The organism is Escherichia sp. Lx600-2 (genome assembly GCF_036662595.1).
Lineage (GTDB): Bacteria > Pseudomonadota > Gammaproteobacteria > Enterobacterales > Enterobacteriaceae > Escherichia > Escherichia coli.
Map to the genome: position 1 here is coordinate 19,721 of NZ_JAYQWM010000007.1, position 22,394 is coordinate 42,114.

Consider the following 22,394-nt stretch of genomic DNA (forward strand, 5'->3'; position numbering starts at 1 on the left):
ATATGGCAACACCAAATCCCCTTGAGCCGGTAAAAGGTGCCGGTACCACTCTGTGGGTTTACAACGGCAAGGGTGATGCTTATGCAAACCCGTTGTCAGACGATGACTGGCAGCGACTGGCTAAGGTGAAGGATCTGACGCCGGGCGAGATGACGGCAGAATCCTACGATGATAACTACCTGGATGATGAAGACGCGGACTGGACCGCGACCGGGCAGGGGCAGAAATCTGCAGGTGATACCAGTTTTACGCTGGCCTGGAAACCGGGAGAGGAAGGCCAGAAAGGGCTTATAGGCTGGTTTGAAAGCGGCGATGTCCGGGCCTATAAAATCCGTTTTCCGAATGGCACGGTGGATGTGTTTCGTGGCTGGGTCAGCAGTATCGGTAAGGCCGTGACGGCGAAAGAAGTGATCACCCGCACGGTGAAAGTCACTAACGTGGGTAAACCTTCTGTAGCGGAAGAACGCAGCAAAATTACGCCGGTCAGTGCGATTAAGGTGACGCCGACATCCGGTACGGTGGCAAAAGGGAAAACAACCACCCTGACGGTTTCTTTTGAGCCGGAAAGTGCAACCGACAAGACGTTCAGAGCGGTTTCCGCCGATCCGTCAACGGGAACCATTGCTGTGAAAGATATGGTGATCACTGTGACGGGGATTAAGGCCGGAAAAGTGAGTATCCCCGTGATTTCCGGTAATGGTCAGTTTGCCACGGTAGCTGAAGTCACCGTTACTGAAGCGGGCGCTGCAGGGTAAACGGAGGTAATACATGTTTCTGAAAACAGAACAATTTGAATATAACGGTGTATCCGTCATGCTTTCTGAGCTGTCTGCGCTGCAGCGTATTGAGCATCTTGCCCTCCTGAAACGGCGGGCAGAAGAGGCTGAAGCCAGCGGCAACCTGCAGGTGAGTGTGGAAGATCTTGTCAGAACCGGCGCGTTTCTGGTGGCGATGTCCCTGTGGCATAACCATCCACAGAAAACGCAGTCACCGTCAATGAATGAGGCCGTGATGAAGATAGAGCAGGAAGTGCTCACCACCTGGCCTGCCGATGCCATTGCCCGGGCGGAAGACGTGGTGTTGTGCCTGTCCGGGATGATCGAAGCTGTTCGTCCGGATACTGATATTACTGAAGTGGCGAAAAATAACACGCTGACTGATGATGATTTTTCTGCGGGAAAGTCTTCGACGGCGAGCTGAATTTTGCCCTCAGACTGGCGCGTGAGATGGGGAGGCCTGACTGGCGCGCCATGCTTGCCGGGATGACATCCACCGAATATGCCGACTGGCGACATTTTTACCGCACGCATTATTTTCACGATACCCAACTGGATATGCATTTTTCCGGGCTGACGTACGCCGTACTCAGCCTGTTTTTTTGCGATCCGGATATGCATCCCTCTGATTTCAGTCTGCTTGTCCCCCGGCATGAGGAAGAGCAGGTTGAGAGGCCGGATGAGGACAAAATGCTGATGCAGAAAGCGGCAGGACTTGCCGGAGGCGTCCGGTTCGGTGGGGACGGAGGGCGCGATATTTTATCGTCTGCGGATGTGGCGGATGTCATGGTGGATGATGCCGCATTAATGATGGCTTCAGCGGGGATTCCAGGAGGTGTGAGATATGTCCCAGCCGGTTGGTGATCTTGTTATTGACCTGAGTCTGGATGCTGTCCGTTTCGATGAGCAGATGAGCCGGGTAAGGCGTCATTTTTCAGGTCTGGATACCGACGCCAGAAAAACCGCCAGTGCTGTTGAACAGGGCCTGAGCCGCCAGGCGCTGGCTGCACAAAAAGCCGGGATTTCCGTCGGGCAGTATAAAGCGGCCATGCGAACCCTGCCCGCACAGTTTACGGATATCGCCACGCAGCTTGCCGGTGGTCAGAATCCCTGGCTGATCCTGCTGCAACAGGGCGGTCAGGTGAAGGACTCCTTCGGCGGGATGATCCCCATGTTCAGGGGGCTCGCCGGTGCGATCACCCTGCCGATGGTCGGGGTCACCTCGCTGGCGGTGGCGACAGGTGCGCTGGTGTACGCCTGGTACCAGGGAGATTCCACGCTTTCAGCGTTTAATAAAACCCTGGTTCTTTCCGGTAATCAGTCCGGACTGACTGCCGATCGTATGCTGACTCTCTCAAGAGCCGGGCAGGCAGCAGGGCTGACGTTTAACCAGGCGAGAGAGTCACTGGCAGCCCTGGTGAATGCCGGTGTGCGTGGTGGTGAACAGTTTGATGCCATCAACCAGAGTGTCGCGCGTTTTGCGTCTGCATCCGGTGTGGAGGTGGATAAAGTCGCTGAAGCCTTCGGGAAGCTGACCACTGACCCGACGTCGGGACTGATGGCGATGGCACGCCAGTTCCGTAACGTGACGGCAGAGCAGATTGCGTATGTTGCGCAGCTGCAGCGTTCCGGAGACGAGGCCGGGGCCTTACAGGCGGCGAACGATATCGCCACAAAAGGCTTTGATGAGCAGACCCGTCGCCTGAAAGAGAACATGGGGACGCTGGAAACCTGGGCGGATAAAACAGGGAAGGCGTTCAAATCGATGTGGGATGCCATTCTGGATATCGGTCGTCCGGAATCCTCAGCGGATATGCTTGCCAGTGCGCAGAAGGCATTCGATGAGGCGGATAAAAAATGGCAGTGGTACCAGAGCCGGAGCCAGCGCCGGGGAAAGACCTCCTCTTTCCGTGCCAACCTTCAGGGCGCATGGGATGACCGTGAAAATGCCCGTCTGAGTCTGGCAGCGGCAACGCTGCAGTCGGATATGGAAAAAGCCAGTGAACTGGCGGCAAGGGATAAGGCTGAGCGTGACGCGTCACAGCTGAAATATACCGGAGAGGCACAGAAGGCGTATGAACGGATGCTGTCGCCGCTGGATAAATATACCGCCCGCCAGAAGGAGCTGAATCAGGCCCTGAAAGACGGAAAAATCCTGCAGGCGGATTACAACACGCTGATGGCGTCGGCAAAAAAGGATTATGAGTCGACGCTGAAAAAGCCGTCCGGTGTGAAGGTGTCAGCCGGTGAGCGCCAGGAAGACCGGGCACATGCAGCCATGCTGGCGCTTGAAACCGAGCTCAGGACGCTGGAAAAGCATGCCGGTGCGAATGAGAAAATCAGCCAGCAGCGCCGTGATTTATGGAAGACGGAAAATCAGTATGCGGTCCTGAAAGAGGCGACCACAAAACGGCAGTTATCTGAGCAGGAAAAATCCCTGCTGGCCCATGAGAAAGAGACGCTGGAGTACAAACGCCAGCTGGCTGAGCTGGGCGACAAGGTTGAATACCAGAAACGGCTGAATGAGCTGGCACAGCAGGCGGTGCGGTTTGAAGAGCAACAGAGCGCGAAGCAGGCCGCCATCAGCGCAAAAGCCCGTGGTCTCACTGACCGTCAGGCGCAGCGGGAGTCTGAAGCGCAGCGTCTTCGTGACGTGTATGGCGATAATCCGCAGGCGCTGGCCCGGGTCACCGGGGCACTGAAACAGACATGGGCGGATGAAGACATGCTGCGCGGTGACTGGCTGGCCGGGCTGAAGTCCGGCTGGGGCGAGTGGGCGGAAAGTGCGACGGACAGTTTTTCGCAGGTGAAAAGTGCTGCCACGCAGACCTTTGATGGTATTGCACAGAATATGGCGGCGATGCTGACCGGTGCAGAGGCAGACTGGCGGGGGTTCACCCGTTCGGTGCTGTCCATGATGACAGAAATCCTGCTTAAACAGGCCATGGTGGGAATTGTCGGGCGTATCGGCAGCGCCATTGGTGGTGCTTTCGGTGGTGGCGCATCCGCTTCCACGGGAACGGCCATTGAGGGTGCGGCGGCGAACTTTCATTTTGCGACCGGCGGATTTACGGGGACGGGCGGCAAATATGAGCCTGCGGGGATAGTTCACCGCGGGGAGTTTGTTTTCACGAAGGAGGCAACCAGCCGGATAGGTGTGGGGAATCTTTACCGTCTGATGCGCGGCTATGCGGAAGGGGGGTATGTGGGTGGTGCCGGAAGTCCGGCGCAGATGCGGCGGGCGGAAGGTATTAATTTTAATCAGAACAATCACGTGGTGATTCAGAACGACGGTATCAACGGACAGGCGGGGCCGCAGCTGATGAAGGCGGTGTATGACATGGCCCGCAAGGGGGCGCAGGATGAGCTCCGGATGCAGTTACGTGATGGCGGTATGTTATCAGGGAGCGGGCGATGAAAACCTTTCGCTGGAAAGTGAAGCCGGATATGGAGGTGAACTCGCAGCCGTCGGTGCGTGAAGTGCGTTTTGGTGACGGGTACTCACAGCGTATGGCGGCAGGGCTGAATGCAGACCTGAAGACGTACAGGGTGATGCTTTCCGTGACCCGGGAGGAGGCCCGGCATCTGGAAGCGTTCCTGGCAGAGCACGGGGGCTGGAAGGCATTTTTGTGGAAGCCACCCTATGCATACCGGCAGATAAAGGTGACCTGTGCCGGGTGGTCTGCGCGGGTCGGGATGTTGCGCGTTGAGTTCAGCGCGGAGTTTAAGCAGGTGGTGAACTGATGCAGGATATTCACGAAGAAAGCCTGAACGAGTCGGTTAAGTCAGAGCAGTCACCGCGGGTGGTGCTCTGGGAAATCGACCTGACGGCGCAGGGCGGTGAGCGGTATTTTTTCTGCAATGAGCTGAATGAAAAAGGGGAGCCGGTGACCTGGCAGGGGCGTGAATATCAGGCGTACCCGATTGATGGCAGCGGCTTTGAGATGAACGGAAAGGGCAGCAGTGCCCGCCCGTCGCTGACGGTGTCCAATCTTTTCGGCCTTGTCACCGGGATGGCGGAGGATTTGCAGAGCCTGGTGGGTGCCACGGTGGTCCGCCGCCGGGTGTATGCGCGTTTTCTTGATGCGGTGAACTTTGTGGCGGGGAATCCGGAGGCAGACCCGGAGCAGGAGCTGACGGACCGGTGGGTGGTGGAGCAGTTATCAGCGCTGACGGCCATGACGGCCTCGTTTGTGCTGGCGACACCGACGGAGACGGACGGTGCGCTGTTTCCCGGTCGCATTATGCTGGCGAATACCTGTATGTGGACTTACCGCTCTGATGAGTGTGGTTACACGGGCGGGGCTGTGGCGGATGAGTTCGATAAACCCACCACGGATATCCGTAAGGACAGATGCAGCAAGTGCATGCGCGGGTGTGAACTGCGCAGGAATGTCGGCAATTTTGGCGGTTTCCTTTCCATTAATAAACTTTCGCAGTAATGGATTATGCCCACCGTCAGGTGGGTTTTTTATAAGGAGTAATCATGATTTACCCATCAAACAACCCACCAGTTTGCCTGATTGGATGCCAGCCTTGCAGTTTTTATGGAATTAATTATGCCATGCTCAAGAGCCTTGTTAGCATCCAAAATGGTCGAGTCTGCTATCAGGGATGCCCACCTAATATGGGTTCCGATGTCGATATTGAACGTCTCAACGAAGCGATCAAGATCGTTATCGAGGCATTTCCCGTACTCTCTCAATCTGGCATGGTCGGCGGCTGGGGTGGCAAAGACCCATAATAGAGGATGTAACAGGAATCTTGATAATGGGTTTGCGAAACGTTCTGAGCCAGCCAGGAAAACGATATTAGCTATGGATTCAACATTGCTTATGTTGTGAGTTCTAACGGTAACAGGGAGTGACTTAAGAAAGTTATACGCAGTAAAGCCAGCGGCAGTTTCCCCTCCCTGACTTGATATATGGATATTTAATTCAGTTGCGCCTTGAGATAATGCGGTGAGACAGTGGTTCTGAAGTTGCCCAACAGTGGCAGTGTTAACGGGGCATAAGAAATGAATTGTGTGCAGCATTATTTTTCATCCTTACCATACATGGTCTTTAGCGTCTCAAGCAGCGCCTCTTTGAATTTGTCAGCTTCTTGGTTAGCGAATCCTTCAAGTGAGCGAGGGCCATCAAGATTATCAACATGTTTTTGAAGGATAAGCACAATCTCTGAGTTCATTGATCTGCCGTTTTTATCCGCTTCCTGCTGAATGCGTTTCTTTAAATAGTCTGGAATCCTAATTCCCAAGGGACTGATATCTCTTGCACCTTTCATTTTTCCTCCTGCACGCTGTAGCATTGCTACACAGTGTAGGCAAAAAAACTTTGACTTTAAATAAGCACGGTGTAGTATTTAGTTATCACGGTGTAGCAATTGGGAAAGAAATGAAAGTTAGAGATATCGCTCCATTAGGGATTCGTATCCCGCCAGAGATTAAAGAAAAATTGAAGGAAAAGGCTAAGGAGGAGGGCAGGTCTTTAAATTCAGAAATAGTGCAGCGTCTTATTCGCAGCCTAAAAAGTTGAAGCCCCAACTGCTGTAACAGTCAGGGCTTCGGTATCAACAAATCGGATTAGGAAATATTGACATGAAAAGTATAGCAAAGGCACAAAACGATTTCACCATCTTCAAATTCGGCGACAGTGAAATCCGCGTCATCAACAAGTGCGGTGAGCCGTGGTTTGTAGCAAAAGATGTTTGTGATGCTTTAAATCTGACTAACTCACGCAAGGCGCTTACTGCACTTGATGACGATGAAAAGGGAGTAACTTTAAGTTACACCCTTGGTGGTGAGCAGAATTTAAGCATTGTGAGCGAATCAGGTATGTATACATTGGTTCTGCGTTGCCGCGATGCCGTCAATAAAGGTTCAGTCCCGCACAAATTCCGCAAATGGGTGACAGCTGAAGTTTTGCCATCCATTCGTAAAACGGGGTCTTACGGAAATACACTGAAAGCTAAAAAGGCGTTGCCGGGGAAAATCACTACTGAACAGCAGGAAGCCATTAAACAACTCGTCATGAGTCGCGGTCAGTCTCTGCCAAAGGAAAAACAGGCGAAGGCGATGATCACCATGTGGTCGTCACTGAAATCACATTTTGGATGTTCGTACAAAGAAATCAGCGAGGAGCAGTTTACCGAAGCTCTGTCACTTGCTGCTCGCGTTCCGCTTGAAGGAGAGTTAATCGGCAAACAAGAGAAGAGCACCAACGAGCTTTCCGCAAAAGAAACAGACAGCCTTGTATGGCTATGGGATTATGCTAACCGCTCACAGGCATTGTTCCGTGAGTTGTATCCCGCATTAAAACTGATTCAGTCTGGCTATTCCGGCATATGCCACGACTACGGCTATGAGTTCTCGTATACCATCGGGAGGGCGAGGGGCGTTTTAATTAATCACACGCGGGATATAGATATTTATGAGCCTGACGGGCCGACGAACCTTCTGGCATGGGAAAGGCTTAAGAACAAAGAGTTGCCGCCTTCACTGCATCGCTACTGACAATTGACAACTTAACAAACCCAGCTTCGGCTGGGTTTTTTATCAGGAGTTCTCATGCTCTATAGCAATATATTGGCGCATGCCCGGCGGTGTGCGCCTGCGGAGTCGTGCGGCTTCGTTATAACCACGACGGAGGGCGAGCGGTACCTTCCCTGTGTGAATATCTCCGCAGCGCCGGAGGCGTATTTTCGTATTGCCCCGGAAGACTGGCTGCGGGCGGAGATGCAGGGTGAGATTGTGGCGCTGGTCCACAGTCATCCCGGTGGTCTGCCCTGGCTGAGTGAGGCAGACCGGCGACTGCAGATAAAAAGTGCCCTGCCCTGGTGGCTGGTCTGCCGGGGTGACATTCACAAATTCCGCTGCGTTCCGCACCTGACCGGACGGCGCTTTGCGCACGGGGTGACGGACTGTTACACGCTGTTCCGGGATGCATACCATCTGGCGGGGACTGAAATGCCGGATTTTCACCGCGAGGATGAGTGGTGGCGCAACGGCCAGAACCTGTACCTGGACAATATGGAGGCCACGGGCTTTTACCGGGTGCCCCTGTCCTCTGCACAGGCGGGCGATATTCTGCTGTGCTGCTTTGGCGCATCGGTGGCCAACCATGCCGCCATTTACTGCGGCAACGGTGAACTGCTTCACCATCTGCCTGAACAACTGAGTAAACGGGAGAGGTATTCCGAAAAATGGCAACGACGAACGCATTCAGTCTGGCGTCACCGCCACTGGCACGCATCTGCCTTCACGGGGATTTACAACGATTTGGCCGCCGCCTCAGCCTGTATGTGAACACGGCAGCGGAAGCCATCCGCGCACTGTCGATGCAGGTGCCGGGCTTTCGCCGTCAGATGAACGAAGGCTGGTACCAGATACGTATTGCCGGTGAGGACACGGCACCGGAGGCGGTGTATGCCCGCCTTCACGAACAGCTGGGTGAGGGAACGGTCATCCACATTGTGCCGCGACTGGCCGGTGCCGGAAAGGGCGGACTGCAGATTGTGCTGGGGGCGGCGGCCATCGTGGGGTCGTTCTTCACGGCCGGAGCCACGATGGCGTTATGGGGTTCAGCCCTGGCAGCCGGTGGTTTTTCTGCCACCACGATGCTGTTTTCACTGGGTGCCAGCATGATTCTGGGCGGTGTGGCCCAGATGCTGGCCCCGAAGGCAAAAACACCGGATTACCGCGCAACGGATAACGGCAGACAGAACACGTACTTTTCCTCGCTGGATAACATGATTGCCCAGGGGAACCCGATGCCGGTGCCTTACGGTGAAATGCTGGTTGGTTCACGACGGATATCCCAGGACATCAGCACCCGTGATGAAGGCGGTGACGGGAAAGTGGTGGTTATCGGACGGCAGGGGTAAAAAGAATAAAAAAATCCCGCAGTGATCGCGGAGCTGCGGGAGATTCAGACAAATGAAGATTAGTGTTAAGGAGTTGTTTTTTTATGTCACGGCAAAAAAACACTAACGCAGCGAAATTATCAGCGCCACAGTCAGTTTGTGAAAATGTGAAGATATTCAGAATTTTTATTCCGTCATGATGCAGGCACTCTCCGGGGTGCCTGTTGTTTTTATACATCAACAGTGTCCGGCAGCGGACGATGAAGGGGGATTCCGTGGGCAAAGGCGGCGGCAAGGCGCACACACCGCGTGAGGCGAAGGATAATCTCAAATCCACGCAGATGATGAGCGTGATTGATGCCATCGGTGAGGGACCGGTGGAAGGCCCGGTGAAGGGACTGCAGAGTATTCTGGTGAACAAAACCCCGCTGACGGACACGGACGGTAATCCCGTGATACACGGTGTGACCGCCGTCTGGCGTGCCGGGGAGCAGGAGCAGACACCGCCGGAAGGCTTTGAGTCCTCCGGGGCGGAAACCGCACTGGGCGTGGAGGTGACGAAGGCAAAGCCGGTGACGCGCACCATCACGTCAGCGAACATTGACCGTCTGCGGGTCACCTTCGGGGTGCAGTCACTGGTGGAGACCACCTCAAAGGGTGACCGTAACCCCTCTTCTGTCCGCCTGCTGATTCAGCTTGAGCGTAACGGTAACTGGGTGACGGAGAAGGATATCACCATTAACGGCAAGACTACCTCGCAGTACCTGACGTCGGTGATTCTGAATAATCTCCCTGAGCGCCCCTTTAACATCCGGATGGTCAGGGAGACGGCGGACAGCACCACGGACCAGCTGCAGAACAGAACGCTGTGGTCGTCATACACCGAAATCATCGATGTGAAACAGTGCTACCCGAACACGGCGATTGTGGGGCTGCAGGTGGATGCGGAGCAGTTCGGTGGCCAGCAGCTGACGGTGAACTACCATATCCGTGGTCGCATCATCCAGGTGCCGTCAAACTATGACCCGGAAAAACGCACCTACAGCGGTATCTGGGACGGGAGTCTGAAACCGGCATACAGCAATAACCCGGCCTGGTGTCTGTGGGACATGCTGACCCACCCGCGCTACGGCATGGGAAAACGCCTGGGGGCCGCGGACGTGGACAAGTGGGCGCTGTATGCCATCGGGCAGTACTGCGACCAGACGGTCCCGGATGGTTTCGGGGGCACAGAGCCGCGGATGACCTTTAATGCATACCTGTCACAACAGCGTAAGGCGTGGGACGTCCTCAGTGATTTCTGCTCGGCGATGCGCTGTATGCCGGTATGGAACGGCCAGACGCTGACGTTCGTTCAGGACCGCCCGTCGGATGTGGTGTGGCCGTACACCAACAGCGATGTGGTGGTGGATGATAACGGCGTGGGGTTCCGCTACAGCTTCAGCGCCCTGAAGGACCGTCACACGGCAGTGGAGGTGAATTACACCGACCCGCAGAACGGCTGGCAGACCTCCACGGAACTGGTGGAAGACCCGGAAGCCATACTGCGCTACGGACGCAACCTGCTGAAGATGGATGCGTTCGGCTGCACCAGTCGTGGTCAGGCCCACCGTGCCGGACTGTGGGTGATAAAGACCGGACTGCTGGAAACGCAGACGGTGGATTTCACGCTCGGGTCACAGGGGCTGCGGCACACGCCCGGAGACATCATTGAAATCTGTGATAACGACTACGCCGGGACCCTGACCGGCGGACGTGTCCTGTCCATCGACGCCGCCAGCCGCACACTGACGCTGGACCGTGAGGTGACACTGCCGGAGACCGGTAACGCCACGGTGAACCTGATTAACGGCAGCGGTAAGCCGGTGAGTGTGGACATCACGGCACAACCGGCCCCTGCCCGGATACAGGTCAGTGCCCTGCCTGATGGCGTGGCGACATACGGTGTGTGGGGACTGAAAATTCCCGGTCTTCGACGTCGCCTGTTCCGCTGTGTCGCCATCCGGGAAAACACGGACGGCACCTTTGCCATCACGGCGGTGCAGCACGTACCGGAAAAAGAAGCCATCGTGGATAACGGGGCCAGCTTTGAGCCGCAGTCAGGCACCCTGAACAGCGTTATCCCTCCTGCAGTGCAGCACCTCACGGTGGAGGTGAGTGCCTCAGACGGCCAGTATCTGGCGCAGGCGAAATGGGACACGCCGCGGGTGGTGAAAGGTGTGCGCTTCAGTCTGCGTCTGACCAGCGGAAGGGGGGATGACAGCCGCCTGGTGACCACCGCCATCACCGCAGACACGGCGCACCGTTTCAGTGGTCTGCCGCCCGGGGAATACACCCTGACGGTCAGGGCGATTAACAGCTACGGCCAGCAGGGCGAACCTGCCACCACCACGTTCCGGATTGACGCCCCGGTAGCGCCCGCCACCATTGAACTGATACCGGGGTATTTTCAGATAACGGCGGTCCCGAAACTGGCTGTATATGACCCGACGGTGCAGTTTGAATTCTGGTTTTCGGAACAGCAGATTGCGGATATCAGGCAGGTTGAAACCTCCGCCCGCTATCTTGGCACGGCGCTGTACTGGACAGCCGCCAGTAATATCAGGCCGGGCCATGATTATTATTTTTATATCCGCAGCGTCAACCTGGTGGGCAAATCGGCATTTGTGGAGGCCGTCGGCCGGGCCAGCGATGATGCCGAAGGCTACCTGAATTTTTACAAAGGGCTGATTAATAAAACGCATCTCGGCAAGGAGCTGCTGGAAAACTTTGAGCTGACGGAAGATAACGCCAGCAGACTGGAAGAGTTTTCGAAAGAGTGGAAAGACGCTAACGATAAATGGAATGCCATGTGGGGCGTCAGAATTGAGCAGACCGAAGACGGTAAGCATTATGTCGCTGGGCTTGGCCTCAGCATGGAGGACACGGAGGACGGTAAACTGAGCCAGTTTCTGGTTGCCGCTAACCGTATCGCGTTTATTGACCCGGCAAACGGGAATGAAACGCCGATGTTTGTGGCGCAGGGCAATCAGATATTCATGAACGACGTGTTCCTGAAATACCTGACGGCTCCCACCATTACCAGCGGCGGTAATCCTCCGGCATTTTCCCTGACACCGGACGGGCGGCTGACGGCGAAAAATGCTGATATCAGCGGTAACGTGAATGCGAATTCCGGGACGCTCAACAACGTCACGATTAACGAGGACTGTCGGGTTCTGGGAAAACTGTCCGCGAACCAGATTGAAGGCGATCTCGTTAAAACAGTGGGCAAAGCTTTCCCCCGGGACTCCCGTGCACCGGAGCGGTGGCCATCAGGGACCATTACCGTCATGGTTTATGACGATCAGCCGTTTGACCGGCAGATTGTTATTCCGGCGGTGGCATTCAGTGGCGCTAAGCATGAGAGAGAGCATACTGATATTTACTCCTCATGCCGTCTGATAGTGCGGAAAAACGGTGCTGAAATTTATAACCGTACCGCGCTGGATAATACGCTGATTTACAGTGGCGTTATTGATATGCCTGCCGGTCACGGTCACATGACACTGGAGTTTTCGGTGTCAGCATGGCTGGTGAATGACTGGTATCCCACAGCAAGTATCAGCGATTTGCTGGTTGTGGTGATGAAGAAAGCCACCGCAGGCATCAGTATCAGCTGAATTTTATAACCCATATAAGGGCACCAGAAATGGTGCCTTTTTTATTGCAGAAAAGCGAGAGGTAATTATGCGTAAATTATGTGCTGTTATTATGTCTGCAGTCGTCTGGCTGGCCGCTGCGGGTGCGCCAGCGGGTGCAGCAGAGAATCACTCCACTCTGAGTGCCGGGTATCTTCATACCCATTCTGATATGTCCGGCAGTGATGATTTAACCGGATTCAACGTGAAATACCGCTATGAATTTACGGACACGCTGGGGCTGGTGACGTCATTCAGCTATGCAGGAGACATGAATCGCCAGCTTACCCGTTACAGTGATAGCCGCTGGCATGAAGATTCCGTGCGTAACCGCTGGTTCAGCGTGATGGCGGGGCCGTCTGTACGCGTGAATGAATGGTTCAGCGCGTATGCGATGGCGGGTGTGGCTTACAGCCGTGTGTCGACTTTCTCCGGTGATTATCTTCGCGTAACTGACAACAAGGGGAAAACGCACGACGTGCTGACCGGAAGTGATGACGCTCGCCACAGCAACACGTCTCTGGCGTGGGGGGCTGGCGTGCAGTTTAACCCGGCCGAATCCGTGGCCGTTGATGTCGCTTATGAAGGCTCCGGCAGTGGCGACTGGCGCACTGACGGGTTCATCGTGGGTGTTGGCTATAAATTCTGATTAGCCAGGTAACACAGTGTTATGACAGCCCGCCGGTTCTGGTGGGCTTTTTTGTGGGGGGAATATGTCAGTACAGATTTCAGGTGTGCTGAAGGATGGTACAGGAAAACCGGTACCGGACTGTACCATAGAGCTGAAAGCCGTGAGAACCAGCGAGACGGTGATAGTCACCACGGTGGCAGAGCACCAGCCAGGCGAAACGGGCAGTTACACCATGCAGGTTGAGCCGGGGCGTTATCGTGTGACCCTGTGCGTGGAAGGTCGTCAGCCGGCATGCGCCGGCGAGATTGATGTCATGGCCGACGATAAACCGGGCACCCTGAATGCCTTTCTGCTCCGTGAAACGGATGCAGCGTATTACCCTGATGCACTGAAGAAGCTGGAAGCGGCGGCGGATGAGGCTGTGCGCAGGGCGCGAGAAGCTGCTGAGAAAGCCGAAACTGCCGTGGGGCCACAGGGACCGAAAGGCGACACCGGAGCAACTGGTCCACAGGGACAGAAGGGGGACAAGGGCGATACAGGCCCGGCAGGGCCACCGGGGCCGAAAGGGGATAAAGGTGACAAGGGCGATAAGGGGGATACAGGTCCGAAAGGTGAGCAGGGCGATCCTGGCGGACCACAGGGACCGAAGGGCGACAAGGGGGATACAGGCCCGGCAGGTCCACAGGGGCCGAAAGGGGATACGGGAGCTGCAGGCCCGGCAGGGCCTCAGGGGCCGAAAGGGGATACGGGAGCTGCAGGCCCGGCAGGGCCTCAGGGGCCAAAAGGGGATACGGGAGCCACAGGTCCGGCAGGGCCTCAGGGGCCGAAAGGGGATGCGGGAGCCGCAGGACCGGCAGGGCCTCAGGGTCCAAAAGGAGATACGGGAGCCGCAGGACCGGCAGGGCCTCAGGGTCCAAAAGGAGATACGGGAGCCGCAGGTCCGGCAGGACCACAGGGTCCAAAAGGGGATACGGGAGACACAGGCCCGGCAGGACCACAGGGACCGTCAGGAAGTCCTGACAGCGGACTGTTTGGTGTCGGTTCTTTTGTCCTTGCGGCATATTATGCGACGAGTTATTCCGGGGATATGGCACCGGGCTCAGCCATTGCCGGCTCATCACTGTCTGCATGTTGCCTTTCGGATGGAACTCCTCTGATTGCTTCCGCCAGTTTGGGGGAGACCATTTTACCGGGCACGTGGCGTGCATGTGGTCCGGTAATATGGACATCTGCTGCAGGTACAAGACAGGCAGGATTATTTCAGCGCATATCATGAGGAGGTCATGGTGGATAAGGGAAAAGAGATTATTGCAGTACGAAATGCAGCCTACAACGAATACGGCGGGATAAACTGTGAGGTGCAGTTTGAAGATGCGGTCAATGAAAAAGGAGAGCCGGTATGGCTGCCGTATACCGCAACGGAAACGGATAATACTGAACACGGAAAAGCCTTATGGTCTGGTCTGACAGCAGGAACATACGGAAGTGTGACCGCCTTTGTTGCCACGGCTGCAGTAGTGGAAGCGGCAAAGGCGGCGAAACGGGAAGAGATTAATATCTGGCGTGATGTGCAGGAGAATATGGAATACGTGATGGAATTCAACGGAAGGAACTGGGATTACGGCAAGAAGACGTTGTCCAGGATAAGCACGACACGACTGATGGCAGAGAATAACCGTCTTCCGGAAGGTTTTGCCTGGACCGACGGGGATAATAATGTGGTGCCGGTAACGGCGGCGGAGATAATTGCGCTGGCAGATGCGACAGAGCAGGCGATGTTTGCGAAGGGAGTGGAGATTAATACACGGCAGTTGCAGATGAAAGCCGAGGTTGAGGCGCTGACAGACCTGAAGGCGATCCGCAGTTATGTTGTCGGATGGCCTGCTGGCTGAATAAAAAAAACGGGACCACGACCAGTCCCGGAACCATGAGTTTTTTAGGGTATTAGTTTGTTATCATAATTAGCGTGCTAAGTATGCCGTGTCAGGCTGATTAGTGAAGTGATGTTGTTCGCATTTTTGCACGGCAGGGGGATTCAGATTTTTTATAAAAATGGTGAGTCTGTCTGGATTGAATGCCTCTTTTTTAGTTGGTAGTTGATTGAGTCATGGGGCACCTGTGGGGCATGTATGGGACATTTTTTATCGACAAACTTCACCGAAATTCGTCGACATCGAAAACGAATCATCTGTCCAACCCTTGAAAAACGGCGCTCCTGGACGATCTTCGTCGATTTTTAAAAATGTTGCGTCACACAGTTAAAGTGACGGGCATACTCTTCAAGGCTGGTGATCCCCAACCGCACCCATTTAGGATGCGACCATTGCGGTAGACCGATGTAAATCATAACGCGTGAAGGATCTCTTCCACGCTACGCACACGGGCGATGCGCGGGTAGATATGATTAATGCTGTTATTGTGTTGCTCGGCGCTGGCGGCACTACAGGCGTCTTCGGCAATCACCAGATTAAAGCCAAGTTCCCAGGCATTGCGGGCGGTGGATTCAACACCGATATTGGTCGAGATCCCACATAACACTATTGTATCGATACCTCGGCGGCGTAATTGCAACTCCAGATCCGTACCGTAAAACGCACCCCACTGACGTTTGATGATTTCGATATCACTGTCAGTTGCACCTAATGCAGCTGGATGTTGCCACCAGTTTTCGGGCAACACTTTAGCGGGGGAGGGGGCATCAACCGGCTGTTTTAATGCTTCGGCGTAATCGGCAGACCAGCCAACTCGCACCAGAAACACGGGCTGACCGCTGGCGCGAAATTTCGCCGCCAGCTTCCCGGCGCGATTAACTACCTCATCGGCAGTATGTGGACCACCGGCAAAAGGTAAGATGCCTTCTTGTAAATCGATCACCACCAGCGCAGTGGTTTTAGCATTAAGTTCAAGCATAATGACTCCTGAAAAAACAAAATCGTGCCTCACACCTTAATGCGATTAGCCGATGGCGGAACGACAAATTTTGTTAATTTTTATGAGTTCGGGCAACACCTTTATAGCAAACTGGCGTAGAGTCTGATTTCAGGCCCGATATAAAGTGGTAACGAGGCGTTCCAGCGCGGGCCAGGCTCTTACGGTGCGGCAGAATTTCCAGTATAATAGCCGCCTTTTTTCATTCAGTTGTGACATACAGCTAACGCTGCGACTTGGTCACCTGCGCAGCAGGGGGCATCCGCCGGCAGCTAAGTTAAGGGATATCTCATGCGTACAGAATATTGTGGACAGCTCCGTTTGTCCCACGTGGGGCAGCAGGTGACTCTGTGTGGTTGGGTCAACCGTCGTCGTGATCTTGGTAGCCTGATCTTCATCGATATGCGCGACCGCGAAGGTATCGTGCAGGTATTTTTCGATCCGGATCGTGCGGACGCGTTAAAGCTGGCCTCTGAACTGCGTAATGAGTTCTGCATTCAGGTCACGGGCACCGTACGTGCGCGTGACGAAAAAAATATTAACCGAGATATGGCGACCGGCGAAATCGAAGTGCTGGCGTCCTCGCTGACTATCATCAACCGCGCAGATGTTCTGCCGCTTGACTCTAACCACGTCAACACCGAAGAAGCGCGTCTGAAATACCGCTACCTCGACCTGCGTCGTCCGGAAATGGCTCAGCGCCTGAAAACCCGCGCTAAAATCACCAGCCTGGTGCGCCGTTTTATGGATGACCACGGCTTCCTCGACATCGAAACTCCGATGCTGACCAAAGCCACGCCGGAAGGCGCGCGTGACTACCTGGTGCCTTCTCGTGTGCACAAAGGTAAATTCTACGCACTGCCGCAATCCCCACAGTTGTTCAAACAGCTGCTGATGATGTCCGGCTTTGACCGCTACTATCAGATCGTTAAATGCTTCCGTGACGAAGACCTGCGCGCTGATCGTCAGCCTGAATTTACTCAGATCGATGTGGAAACTTCTTTCATGACCGCGCCGCAAGTGCGTGAAGTGATGGAAGCGCTGGTGCGCCATCTGTGGCTGGAAGTGAAGGGCGTGGATCTGGGCGATTTCCCGGTAATGACCTTTGCGGAAGCCGAACGCCGTTATGGTTCTGATAAACCGGATCTGCGTAACCCGATGGAACTGACCGACGTTGCTGATCTGCTGAAATCTGTTGAGTTTGCAGTATTTGCAGGTCCGGCGAACGATCCGAAAGGTCGCGTTGCCGCTCTGCGTGTTCCGGGTGGCGCATCGCTGACCCGTAAGCAGATCGACGAATACGGTAACTTCGTTAAAATCTACGGCGCGAAAGGTCTGGCTTACATCAAAGTTAACGAACGCGCGAAAGGTCTGGAAGGTATCAACAGCCCGGTAGCGAAGTTCCTTAATGCAGAAATCATCGAAGCCATCCTGGATCGTACTGCCGCGCAAGATGGCGATATGATTTTCTTCGGTGCCGACAACAAGAAAATTGTTGCCGACGCGATGGGCGCACTGCGCCTGAAAGTGGGTAAAGACCTTGGTCTGACCGACGAAAGCAAATGGGCACCGCTGTGGGTTATCGACTTCCCGATGTTTGAAGACGACGGTGAAGGCGGCCTGACGGCAATGCACCATCCGTTCACCTCACCGAAAGACATGACGGCTGCAGAGCTGAAAGCTGCACCGGAAAATGCGGTGGCGAACGCTTACGATATGGTCATCAATGGTTACGAAGTGGGCGGTGGTTCAGTACGTATCCATAATGGTGATATGCAGCAGACGGTGTTTGGTATTCTGGGTATCAACGAAGAGGAACAGCGCGAGAAATTCGGCTTCCTGCTCGACGCTCTGAAATACGGTACTCCGCCGCACGCAGGTCTGGCATTCGGTCTTGACCGTCTGACCATGCTGCTGACCGGCACCGACAATATCCGTGACGTTATCGCCTTCCCGAAAACCACGGCGGCAGCGTGTCTGATGACTGAAGCACCGAGCTTTGCTAACCCGACTGCACTGGCTGAGCTGAGCATTCAGGTTGTGAAGAAGGCTGAGAATAACTGATATGACTCAAATACACGAAATCATTCGCGTTGCATCGAGGCGGCAACTGAGTGAACTCCCATGAGCATAGATAACTATGTGAATGGGATGAGCGAAGGCAGTCAACGAAGAGGTAGCGTGAAGGATAAAGTGTATAAGCGTCCCGTTTCGATCTTAGTGGTCATCTACGCACAAGATACGAAACGGGTGCTGATGTTGCAGCGGCGTGATGACCCCGATTTCTGGCAGTCGGTAACCGGCAGCGTGGAAGAGGGTGAAACCGCGCCGCAAGCTGCCATGCGCGAAGTAAAGGAAGAGGTCACCATTGATGTTGTCGCTGAACAACTGACCTTAATTGACTGTCAGCGCACGGTTGAGTTTGAAATTTTTTCACATTTACGTCATCGCTATGCGCCGGGCGTGACGCGTAATACGGAATCATGGTTCTGTCTTGCGCTTCCGCACGAGCGGCAGATCGTTTTCACTGAACATCTGGCTTACAAGTGGCTTGATGCGCCTGCTGCGGCGGCGCTCACTAAGTCCTGGAGCAACCGGCAGGCGATTGAACAGTTTGTAATTAACGCTGCCTGAACAGGCAGGGCTATCTGGAGATATTTTTATGGCAGGTCATAGTAAATGGGCCAACACCAGACATCGTAAAGCTGCGCAGGATGCTAAGCGCGGTAAAATCTTCACTAAAATCATTCGTGAGCTGGTAACCGCGGCTAAGCTGGGCGGTGGCGATCCGGACGCTAACCCGCGTCTGCGTGCAGCGGTGGATAAAGCGCTGTCTAACAACATGACCCGTGACACTCTGAACCGCGCAATTGCACGTGGTGTGGGCGGTGATGATGATGCGAACATGGAAACCATCATCTACGAAGGTTACGGTCCTGGCGGCACGGCAATCATGATTGAATGTCTGTCTGACAACCGCAACCGTACCGTTGCTGAAGTGCGTCATGCATTCAGCAAATGTGGCGGTAACCTCGGTACTGATGGTTCCGTAGCCTATCTGTTCAGCAAAAAAGGCGTCATCTCCTTCGAGAAAGGCGATGAAGACACCATCATGGAAGCAGCACTGGAAGCAGGTGCTGAAGACGTTGTGACCTATGATGACGGCGCGATTGATGTCTACACTGCATGGGAAGAAATGGGTAAAGTGCGCGACGCTCTGGAAGCGGCAGGTCTGAAAGCAGACAGCGCGGAAGTTTCCATGATCCCGTCTACCAAAGCTGATATGGATGCAGAAACCGCACCGAAACTGATGCGTCTGATCGATATGCTGGAAGATTGCGACGACGTGCAGGAAGTTTACCATAACGGTGAAATCTCTGATGAGGTCGCAGCGACTCTCTGATGAGGCCTGCTAAACAGCAAAACGGAGACGCGTGATGGCTATTATTCTCGGCATTGATCCGGGTTCGCGCGTGACCGGCTACGGCGTCATCCGCCAGGTAGGTAGGCAACTGTCCTACCTGGGTAGCGGGTGCATCCGCACCAAAGTGGATGATTTACCGTCTCGTCTGAAACTCATCTATGCGGGCGTGACGGAAATCATCACCCAGTTCCAGCCTGATTATTTCGCCATTGAACAAGTCTTTATGGCAAAGAACGCTGACTCAGCCCTGAAACTGGGCCAGGCGCGCGGCGTGGCGATTGTGGCGGCGGTGAATCAGGAGTTGCCAGTATTTGAATACGCGGCACGTCAGGTAAAGCAAACGGTGGTAGGTATTGGTAGTGCCGAAAAAAGCCAGGTGCAGCATATGGTCCGCACCTTGCTGAAACTGCCCGCTAATCCACAGGCGGATGCCGCCGATGCGCTGGCGATTGCCATCACCCACTGCCACGTTAGTCAGAATGCGATGCAGATGAGCGAATCGCGGCTGAACCTGGCGAGAGGGCGACTGCGTTAAGTTATACCGCCTCGGTCAGTTCCGGCTGAGGCGTTTCCACTCCCTCCGCATGAATCAACACCAAACCCGGATGATGCCACAAACTGGCTGGCGTGACGGTTTTACGCTCCCAAGGAATAGAACCCAGGAACCAGAATTTCCAGAAAGTGAGTTTTGCATTCGGATTGCTATTTAACAATTCTCCAAACGTCTCTATTTCACCCACCGGAATACATAGCGCTTCTTTATAAATATCAAAAACAAATTTTGAACAGAACTGGCGCGAAGATTCGTATTTAAAACCGGTGTGGTAAAGTTTGCGTAGCCGGGAGGGAACCTGTTCAACAATTTGTTGTTTTTGTTGTTCTGTCAGCCCAGCGTCTAATCGCTTTATAGCATAGCGTTGATTAGACGAACGTTTAATAAAACGAGATAGCGTGGTGATGGTTGAAAGGGGAACCCGGCTTTCTGCAACCAGGAAGTCTTCACCGTTATGACCGATAATGATCCCGACGTGATTACTCCAGCAATTTGATGCAGCTGATATTTGACCAAATAAGGCAGCACCTATACATGTAAAGACGATATCTCCAATTTCATATTCAGCAGGGTAATTAATATTCACGTTGTCATTCCATTGAAATAGATACGAATATACGTAATAGCATAAAAAATTTATTTTTTCAGGAGGCGCAATGTATATTTTTATTACGCATTTCTTCACTGAATATGTAATATTAAAATATTTGCTTCCAATATAACCTGTAGAATAAATTATACTGTGCCATTTTTCAGTTCATCGAGACACCTCGCAAGTTTTCTTCATCCTTCGCTGGATATCTATCCAGCATTTTTTTATCATACAGCATTATCTTTGATTCATTACGCAGGAGCGTCATGTGATAGGCAGACTCAGAGGCATCATCATTGAAAAACAACCCCCGCTGGTGTTAATTGAAGTGGGCGGCGTAGGCTATGAAGTGCATATGCCGATGACCTGTTTTTATGAACTCCCTGAAGCGGGTCAGGAAGCGATCGTTTTCACCCACTTTGTGGTGCGTGAAGACGCGCAACTGCTGTACGGTTTTAACAATAAACAAGAGCGCACATTGTTCAAAGAGTTGATCAAAACCAACGGCGTCGGCCCGAAGTTGGCGCTGGCGATCCTCTCCGGAATGTCAGCGCAGCAGTTCGTTAATGCCGTTGAGCGTGAAGAAGTGGGGGCACTGGTGAAACTGCCGGGTATTGGCAAAAAAACCGCCGAACGCTTGATTGTGGAAATGAAAGACCGATTTAAAGGTTTGCATGGCGATCTCTTTACGCCAGCCGCCGACCTGGTACTCACGTCTCCTGCCAGCCCGGCGACCGACGATGCTGAACAAGAAGCGGTTGCCGCGCTGGTGGCGCTGGGCTATAAACCACAAGAAGCAAGCCGCATGGTGAGCAAAATCGCTCGCCCTGACGCCAGCAGTGAAACATTAATTCGCGAAGCCCTACGCGCCGCGTTATGAGGTAAAGGATGATTGAAGCAGACCGTCTGATTTCTGCCGGTACCACTTTGCCGGAAGATGTAGCAGATCGCGCCATTCGCCCTAAATTACTGGAAGAGTATGTTGGTCAGCCGCAGGTTCGTTCACAGATGGAGATTTTCATCAAAGCAGCGAAACTGCGCGGCGATGCCCTCGATCATTTGTTGATTTTTGGTCCTCCGGGGTTGGGTAAAACTACGCTTGCCAACATTGTCGCCAATGAAATGGGCGTTAATTTACGCACGACTTCTGGTCCGGTGCTGGAAAAGGCGGGCGATTTGGCTGCGATGCTCACTAACCTTGAACCGCATGACGTGCTGTTTATTGATGAGATCCACCGTTTATCGCCAGTTGTTGAAGAAGTGCTGTACCCGGCAATGGAAGACTACCAACTGGATATCATGATTGGTGAAGGTCCGGCGGCACGCTCCATTAAAATTGATTTGCCGCCGTTTACCCTGATTGGTGCAACCACGCGCGCAGGTTCGCTGACATCACCGTTGCGCGACCGTTTTGGTATTGTGCAACGTCTGGAGTTTTATCAGGTGCCGGATCTGCAATATATCGTCAGTCGCAGCGCACGCTTTATGGGGCTTGAGATGAGTGATGACGGCGCGCTGGAAGTTGCTCGTCGCGCTCGCGGTACGCCGCGCATTGCCAACCGTCTGCTGCGTCGAGTGCGTGATTTCGCCGAAGTGAAGCACGATGGCACTATTTCGGCAGATATCGCTGCTCAGGCGCTGGATATGTTGAATGTCGATGCTGAAGGTTTCGATTATATGGACCGCAAATTGTTGCTGGCGGTAATCGATAAGTTCTTTGGTGGGCCGGTAGGTCTGGATAACCTGGCGGCAGCCATTGGCGAAGAACGTGAAACCATTGAGGATGTGCTGGAACCTTATTTGATTCAGCAAGGCTTTTTGCAGCGTACACCGCGCGGGCGTATGGCGACGACGCGGGCGTGGAATCACTTTGGCATAACGCCGCCAGAAATGCCGTAAGTCGGATTGGTCGCTCGCACCGCATCCGACATTGGCAGTGTGCCTGATGCG

25 protein-coding genes and 1 pseudogene are annotated in these 22,394 nt (G+C 54.0%); 21 read left to right on the forward strand and 5 right to left on the reverse strand.

Features of this window, described 5'->3' with window-relative positions; translation table 11 throughout:
- The first annotated feature begins 2 nt into the window (after positions 1-2).
- Genes OQV04_RS04075 through OQV04_RS04100 form a run of 6 tightly spaced genes read left to right on the forward strand, consistent with a single transcriptional unit; the run spans position 3 to position 5,218 of the window.
- Complete coding sequence (locus OQV04_RS04075; RefSeq protein WP_106490413.1) at positions 3-755, forward strand: phage tail protein; 753 nt, start codon at positions 3-5, stop codon at positions 753-755.
- A 13-nt stretch (positions 756-768) separates the two neighbouring features.
- Positions 769-1,200, forward strand: a complete 432-nt coding sequence (gpG, locus tag OQV04_RS04080) for a phage tail assembly chaperone G (RefSeq protein WP_021577394.1) — start codon at positions 769-771, stop codon at positions 1,198-1,200.
- 26 nt (positions 1,201-1,226) lie between these two features.
- Positions 1,227-1,640 carry a phage tail assembly protein T gene (locus OQV04_RS04085; protein ID WP_000533419.1) on the forward strand — a complete coding sequence of 138 codons (414 nt, stop codon included), beginning with the start codon at positions 1,227-1,229 and terminating at the stop codon, positions 1,638-1,640.
- Entirely contained in the window at positions 1,621-4,194 is a 2,574-nt protein-coding gene (locus tag OQV04_RS04090; protein WP_269705861.1) for a phage tail tape measure protein, read from the forward strand. Before OQV04_RS04085 ends, OQV04_RS04090 begins: the two co-directional genes overlap by 20 nt.
- Positions 4,191-4,520 carry a phage tail protein gene (locus OQV04_RS04095; RefSeq protein ID WP_000847280.1) on the forward strand — a complete coding sequence of 110 codons (330 nt, stop codon included), beginning with the start codon at positions 4,191-4,193 and terminating at the stop codon, positions 4,518-4,520. Before OQV04_RS04090 ends, OQV04_RS04095 begins: the two co-directional genes overlap by 4 nt.
- A complete protein-coding gene (locus tag OQV04_RS04100; protein ID WP_106490411.1) occupies positions 4,520-5,218 on the forward strand; it encodes a phage minor tail protein L in 699 nt (232 codons plus the stop codon). Before OQV04_RS04095 ends, OQV04_RS04100 begins: the two co-directional genes overlap by 1 nt.
- 56 nt (positions 5,219-5,274) lie before the next feature.
- Here the strand turns inward: OQV04_RS04100 and OQV04_RS04105 are convergent, their stop codons facing one another.
- Together OQV04_RS04105 and OQV04_RS04110 are read right to left on the reverse strand one after the other, a co-directional pair.
- Positions 5,275-5,811, reverse strand: coding sequence for an ATP-dependent Clp protease proteolytic subunit (locus OQV04_RS04105; RefSeq protein ID WP_001537068.1), 537 nt, complete (start codon positions 5,809-5,811; stop codon positions 5,275-5,277).
- Positions 5,811-6,059 (reverse strand): Arc family DNA-binding protein, encoded by a 249-nt coding sequence (locus OQV04_RS04110; protein ID WP_000675426.1) that lies wholly within the window; start codon positions 6,057-6,059, stop codon positions 5,811-5,813. The genes OQV04_RS04105 and OQV04_RS04110 overlap by 1 nt, the downstream gene beginning before the upstream one ends.
- Positions 6,060-6,169: 110 nt before the next feature.
- Here OQV04_RS04110 and OQV04_RS04115 point away from each other — a divergent pair, with 110 nt between their 5' ends.
- From OQV04_RS04115 to OQV04_RS04150, 8 genes are all read left to right on the forward strand, one after another.
- Positions 6,170-6,310: a YlcI/YnfO family protein gene (locus tag OQV04_RS04115; protein WP_000868195.1), complete on the forward strand. Its 141-nt coding sequence runs from the start codon at positions 6,170-6,172 to the stop codon at positions 6,308-6,310.
- A 62-nt stretch (positions 6,311-6,372) separates the two neighbouring features.
- Positions 6,373-7,287, forward strand: coding sequence for a phage repressor protein/antirepressor Ant (locus tag OQV04_RS04120; RefSeq protein WP_001537067.1), 915 nt, complete (start codon positions 6,373-6,375; stop codon positions 7,285-7,287).
- A 54-nt stretch (positions 7,288-7,341) separates the two neighbouring features.
- Positions 7,342-8,079, forward strand: a complete 738-nt coding sequence (locus tag OQV04_RS04125) for a C40 family peptidase (RefSeq protein WP_001537065.1) — start codon at positions 7,342-7,344, stop codon at positions 8,077-8,079.
- Positions 8,076-8,657: a tail assembly protein gene (locus tag OQV04_RS04130; RefSeq protein WP_001537064.1), complete on the forward strand. Its 582-nt coding sequence runs from the start codon at positions 8,076-8,078 to the stop codon at positions 8,655-8,657. The genes OQV04_RS04125 and OQV04_RS04130 overlap by 4 nt, the downstream gene beginning before the upstream one ends.
- Positions 8,658-8,911: 254 nt before the next feature.
- Positions 8,912-12,298: a phage attachment tail tip protein J gene (gpJ, locus tag OQV04_RS04135; RefSeq protein ID WP_269705909.1), complete on the forward strand. Its 3,387-nt coding sequence runs from the start codon at positions 8,912-8,914 to the stop codon at positions 12,296-12,298.
- Positions 12,299-12,365: 67 nt separating this feature from the next.
- On the forward strand, positions 12,366-12,965 hold the full coding sequence (locus OQV04_RS04140) for an Ail/Lom family outer membrane beta-barrel protein (RefSeq protein ID WP_097562160.1): 600 nt from the start codon (positions 12,366-12,368) through the stop codon (positions 12,963-12,965).
- 64 nt (positions 12,966-13,029) lie between these two features.
- Positions 13,030-14,223 carry a prophage tail fiber N-terminal domain-containing protein gene (locus tag OQV04_RS04145; RefSeq protein ID WP_106490416.1) on the forward strand — a complete coding sequence of 398 codons (1,194 nt, stop codon included), beginning with the start codon at positions 13,030-13,032 and terminating at the stop codon, positions 14,221-14,223.
- 7 nt (positions 14,224-14,230) lie between these two features.
- Positions 14,231-14,839 carry a DUF4376 domain-containing protein gene (locus OQV04_RS04150; RefSeq protein ID WP_106490409.1) on the forward strand — a complete coding sequence of 203 codons (609 nt, stop codon included), beginning with the start codon at positions 14,231-14,233 and terminating at the stop codon, positions 14,837-14,839.
- Positions 14,840-15,198: 359 nt separating this feature from the next.
- Here the strand turns inward: OQV04_RS04150 and OQV04_RS04155 are convergent.
- Positions 15,199-15,294, reverse strand: a pseudogene (locus OQV04_RS04155) (hypothetical protein); the annotation flags it as partial.
- On the reverse strand, positions 15,291-15,857 hold the full coding sequence (locus OQV04_RS04160) for a hydrolase (protein ID WP_000891620.1): 567 nt from the start codon (positions 15,855-15,857) through the stop codon (positions 15,291-15,293). The gene OQV04_RS04160 and the pseudogene OQV04_RS04155, both read right to left, overlap by 4 nt.
- A gap of 309 nt (positions 15,858-16,166) precedes the next feature.
- Between OQV04_RS04160 and aspS the strand changes: the two genes are divergently transcribed.
- From aspS to ruvC, 4 genes are all read left to right on the forward strand, one after another.
- On the forward strand, positions 16,167-17,939 hold the full coding sequence (aspS, locus tag OQV04_RS04165) for an aspartate--tRNA ligase (RefSeq protein WP_001258662.1): 1,773 nt from the start codon (positions 16,167-16,169) through the stop codon (positions 17,937-17,939).
- A gap of 117 nt (positions 17,940-18,056) precedes the next feature.
- A complete protein-coding gene (nudB, locus tag OQV04_RS04170; RefSeq protein WP_001300367.1) occupies positions 18,057-18,509 on the forward strand; it encodes a dihydroneopterin triphosphate diphosphatase in 453 nt (150 codons plus the stop codon).
- A 28-nt stretch (positions 18,510-18,537) separates the two neighbouring features.
- A complete protein-coding gene (locus tag OQV04_RS04175) occupies positions 18,538-19,278 on the forward strand; it encodes a YebC/PmpR family DNA-binding transcriptional regulator (protein WP_000907248.1) in 741 nt (246 codons plus the stop codon).
- 34 nt (positions 19,279-19,312) lie between these two features.
- The gene (gene ruvC / locus OQV04_RS04180) at positions 19,313-19,834 is read left to right on the forward strand and encodes a crossover junction endodeoxyribonuclease RuvC (protein WP_001295503.1); all 522 of its coding nucleotides are present in this window, start codon (positions 19,313-19,315) and stop codon (positions 19,832-19,834) included.
- 1 nt (position 19,835) lies between these two features.
- Here ruvC and OQV04_RS04185 read toward each other — a convergent pair whose 3' ends face one another.
- Positions 19,836-20,438 (reverse strand): YebB family permuted papain-like enzyme, encoded by a 603-nt coding sequence (locus tag OQV04_RS04185; protein ID WP_032281036.1) that lies wholly within the window; start codon positions 20,436-20,438, stop codon positions 19,836-19,838.
- 70 nt (positions 20,439-20,508) lie between these two features.
- On the opposite strand from OQV04_RS04185, the gene yobI reads away from it, so the two are divergent.
- From yobI to ruvB, 3 genes are all read left to right on the forward strand, one after another.
- Positions 20,509-20,574, forward strand: a complete 66-nt coding sequence (gene yobI, locus OQV04_RS04190) for a stress response small protein YobI (RefSeq protein ID WP_010723105.1) — start codon at positions 20,509-20,511, stop codon at positions 20,572-20,574.
- A gap of 138 nt (positions 20,575-20,712) precedes the next feature.
- Entirely contained in the window at positions 20,713-21,324 is a 612-nt protein-coding gene (ruvA, locus tag OQV04_RS04195) for a Holliday junction branch migration protein RuvA (protein ID WP_000580323.1), read from the forward strand.
- A gap of 8 nt (positions 21,325-21,332) precedes the next feature.
- Complete coding sequence (gene ruvB, locus OQV04_RS04200; RefSeq protein WP_000568519.1) at positions 21,333-22,343, forward strand: Holliday junction branch migration DNA helicase RuvB; 1,011 nt, start codon at positions 21,333-21,335, stop codon at positions 22,341-22,343.
- The last annotated feature ends 51 nt before the right edge of the window (positions 22,344-22,394 follow it).

Coding starts and splice junctions, on each gene's coding strand:
- OQV04_RS04100 (WP_106490411.1), top strand. CDS start 4,520: ATGCAGGATATTCACGAAGAAAGCCTGAACGAGTCGGTTAAGTCAGAG.
- ruvB (WP_000568519.1), top strand. CDS start 21,333: ATGATTGAAGCAGACCGTCTGATTTCTGCCGGTACCACTTTGCCGGAA.
- OQV04_RS04105 (WP_001537068.1), bottom strand. CDS start 5,811: ATGCTGCACACAATTCATTTCTTATGCCCCGTTAACACTGCCACTGTT.
- OQV04_RS04145 (WP_106490416.1), top strand. CDS start 13,030: ATGTCAGTACAGATTTCAGGTGTGCTGAAGGATGGTACAGGAAAACCG.
- OQV04_RS04085 (WP_000533419.1), top strand. CDS start 1,227: ATGGGGAGGCCTGACTGGCGCGCCATGCTTGCCGGGATGACATCCACC.
- OQV04_RS04115 (WP_000868195.1), top strand. CDS start 6,170: ATGAAAGTTAGAGATATCGCTCCATTAGGGATTCGTATCCCGCCAGAG.
- OQV04_RS04150 (WP_106490409.1), top strand. CDS start 14,231: ATGGTGGATAAGGGAAAAGAGATTATTGCAGTACGAAATGCAGCCTAC.
- OQV04_RS04120 (WP_001537067.1), top strand. CDS start 6,373: ATGAAAAGTATAGCAAAGGCACAAAACGATTTCACCATCTTCAAATTC.
- OQV04_RS04160 (WP_000891620.1), bottom strand. CDS start 15,857: ATGCTTGAACTTAATGCTAAAACCACTGCGCTGGTGGTGATCGATTTA.
- OQV04_RS04090 (WP_269705861.1), top strand. CDS start 1,621: ATGTCCCAGCCGGTTGGTGATCTTGTTATTGACCTGAGTCTGGATGCT.
- OQV04_RS04125 (WP_001537065.1), top strand. CDS start 7,342: ATGCTCTATAGCAATATATTGGCGCATGCCCGGCGGTGTGCGCCTGCG.
- OQV04_RS04075 (WP_106490413.1), top strand. CDS start 3: ATGGCAACACCAAATCCCCTTGAGCCGGTAAAAGGTGCCGGTACCACT.
- ruvC (WP_001295503.1), top strand. CDS start 19,313: ATGGCTATTATTCTCGGCATTGATCCGGGTTCGCGCGTGACCGGCTAC.
- OQV04_RS04140 (WP_097562160.1), top strand. CDS start 12,366: ATGCGTAAATTATGTGCTGTTATTATGTCTGCAGTCGTCTGGCTGGCC.
- OQV04_RS04110 (WP_000675426.1), bottom strand. CDS start 6,059: ATGAAAGGTGCAAGAGATATCAGTCCCTTGGGAATTAGGATTCCAGAC.
- aspS (WP_001258662.1), top strand. CDS start 16,167: ATGCGTACAGAATATTGTGGACAGCTCCGTTTGTCCCACGTGGGGCAG.
- OQV04_RS04095 (WP_000847280.1), top strand. CDS start 4,191: ATGAAAACCTTTCGCTGGAAAGTGAAGCCGGATATGGAGGTGAACTCG.
- OQV04_RS04175 (WP_000907248.1), top strand. CDS start 18,538: ATGGCAGGTCATAGTAAATGGGCCAACACCAGACATCGTAAAGCTGCG.
- gpG (WP_021577394.1), top strand. CDS start 769: ATGTTTCTGAAAACAGAACAATTTGAATATAACGGTGTATCCGTCATG.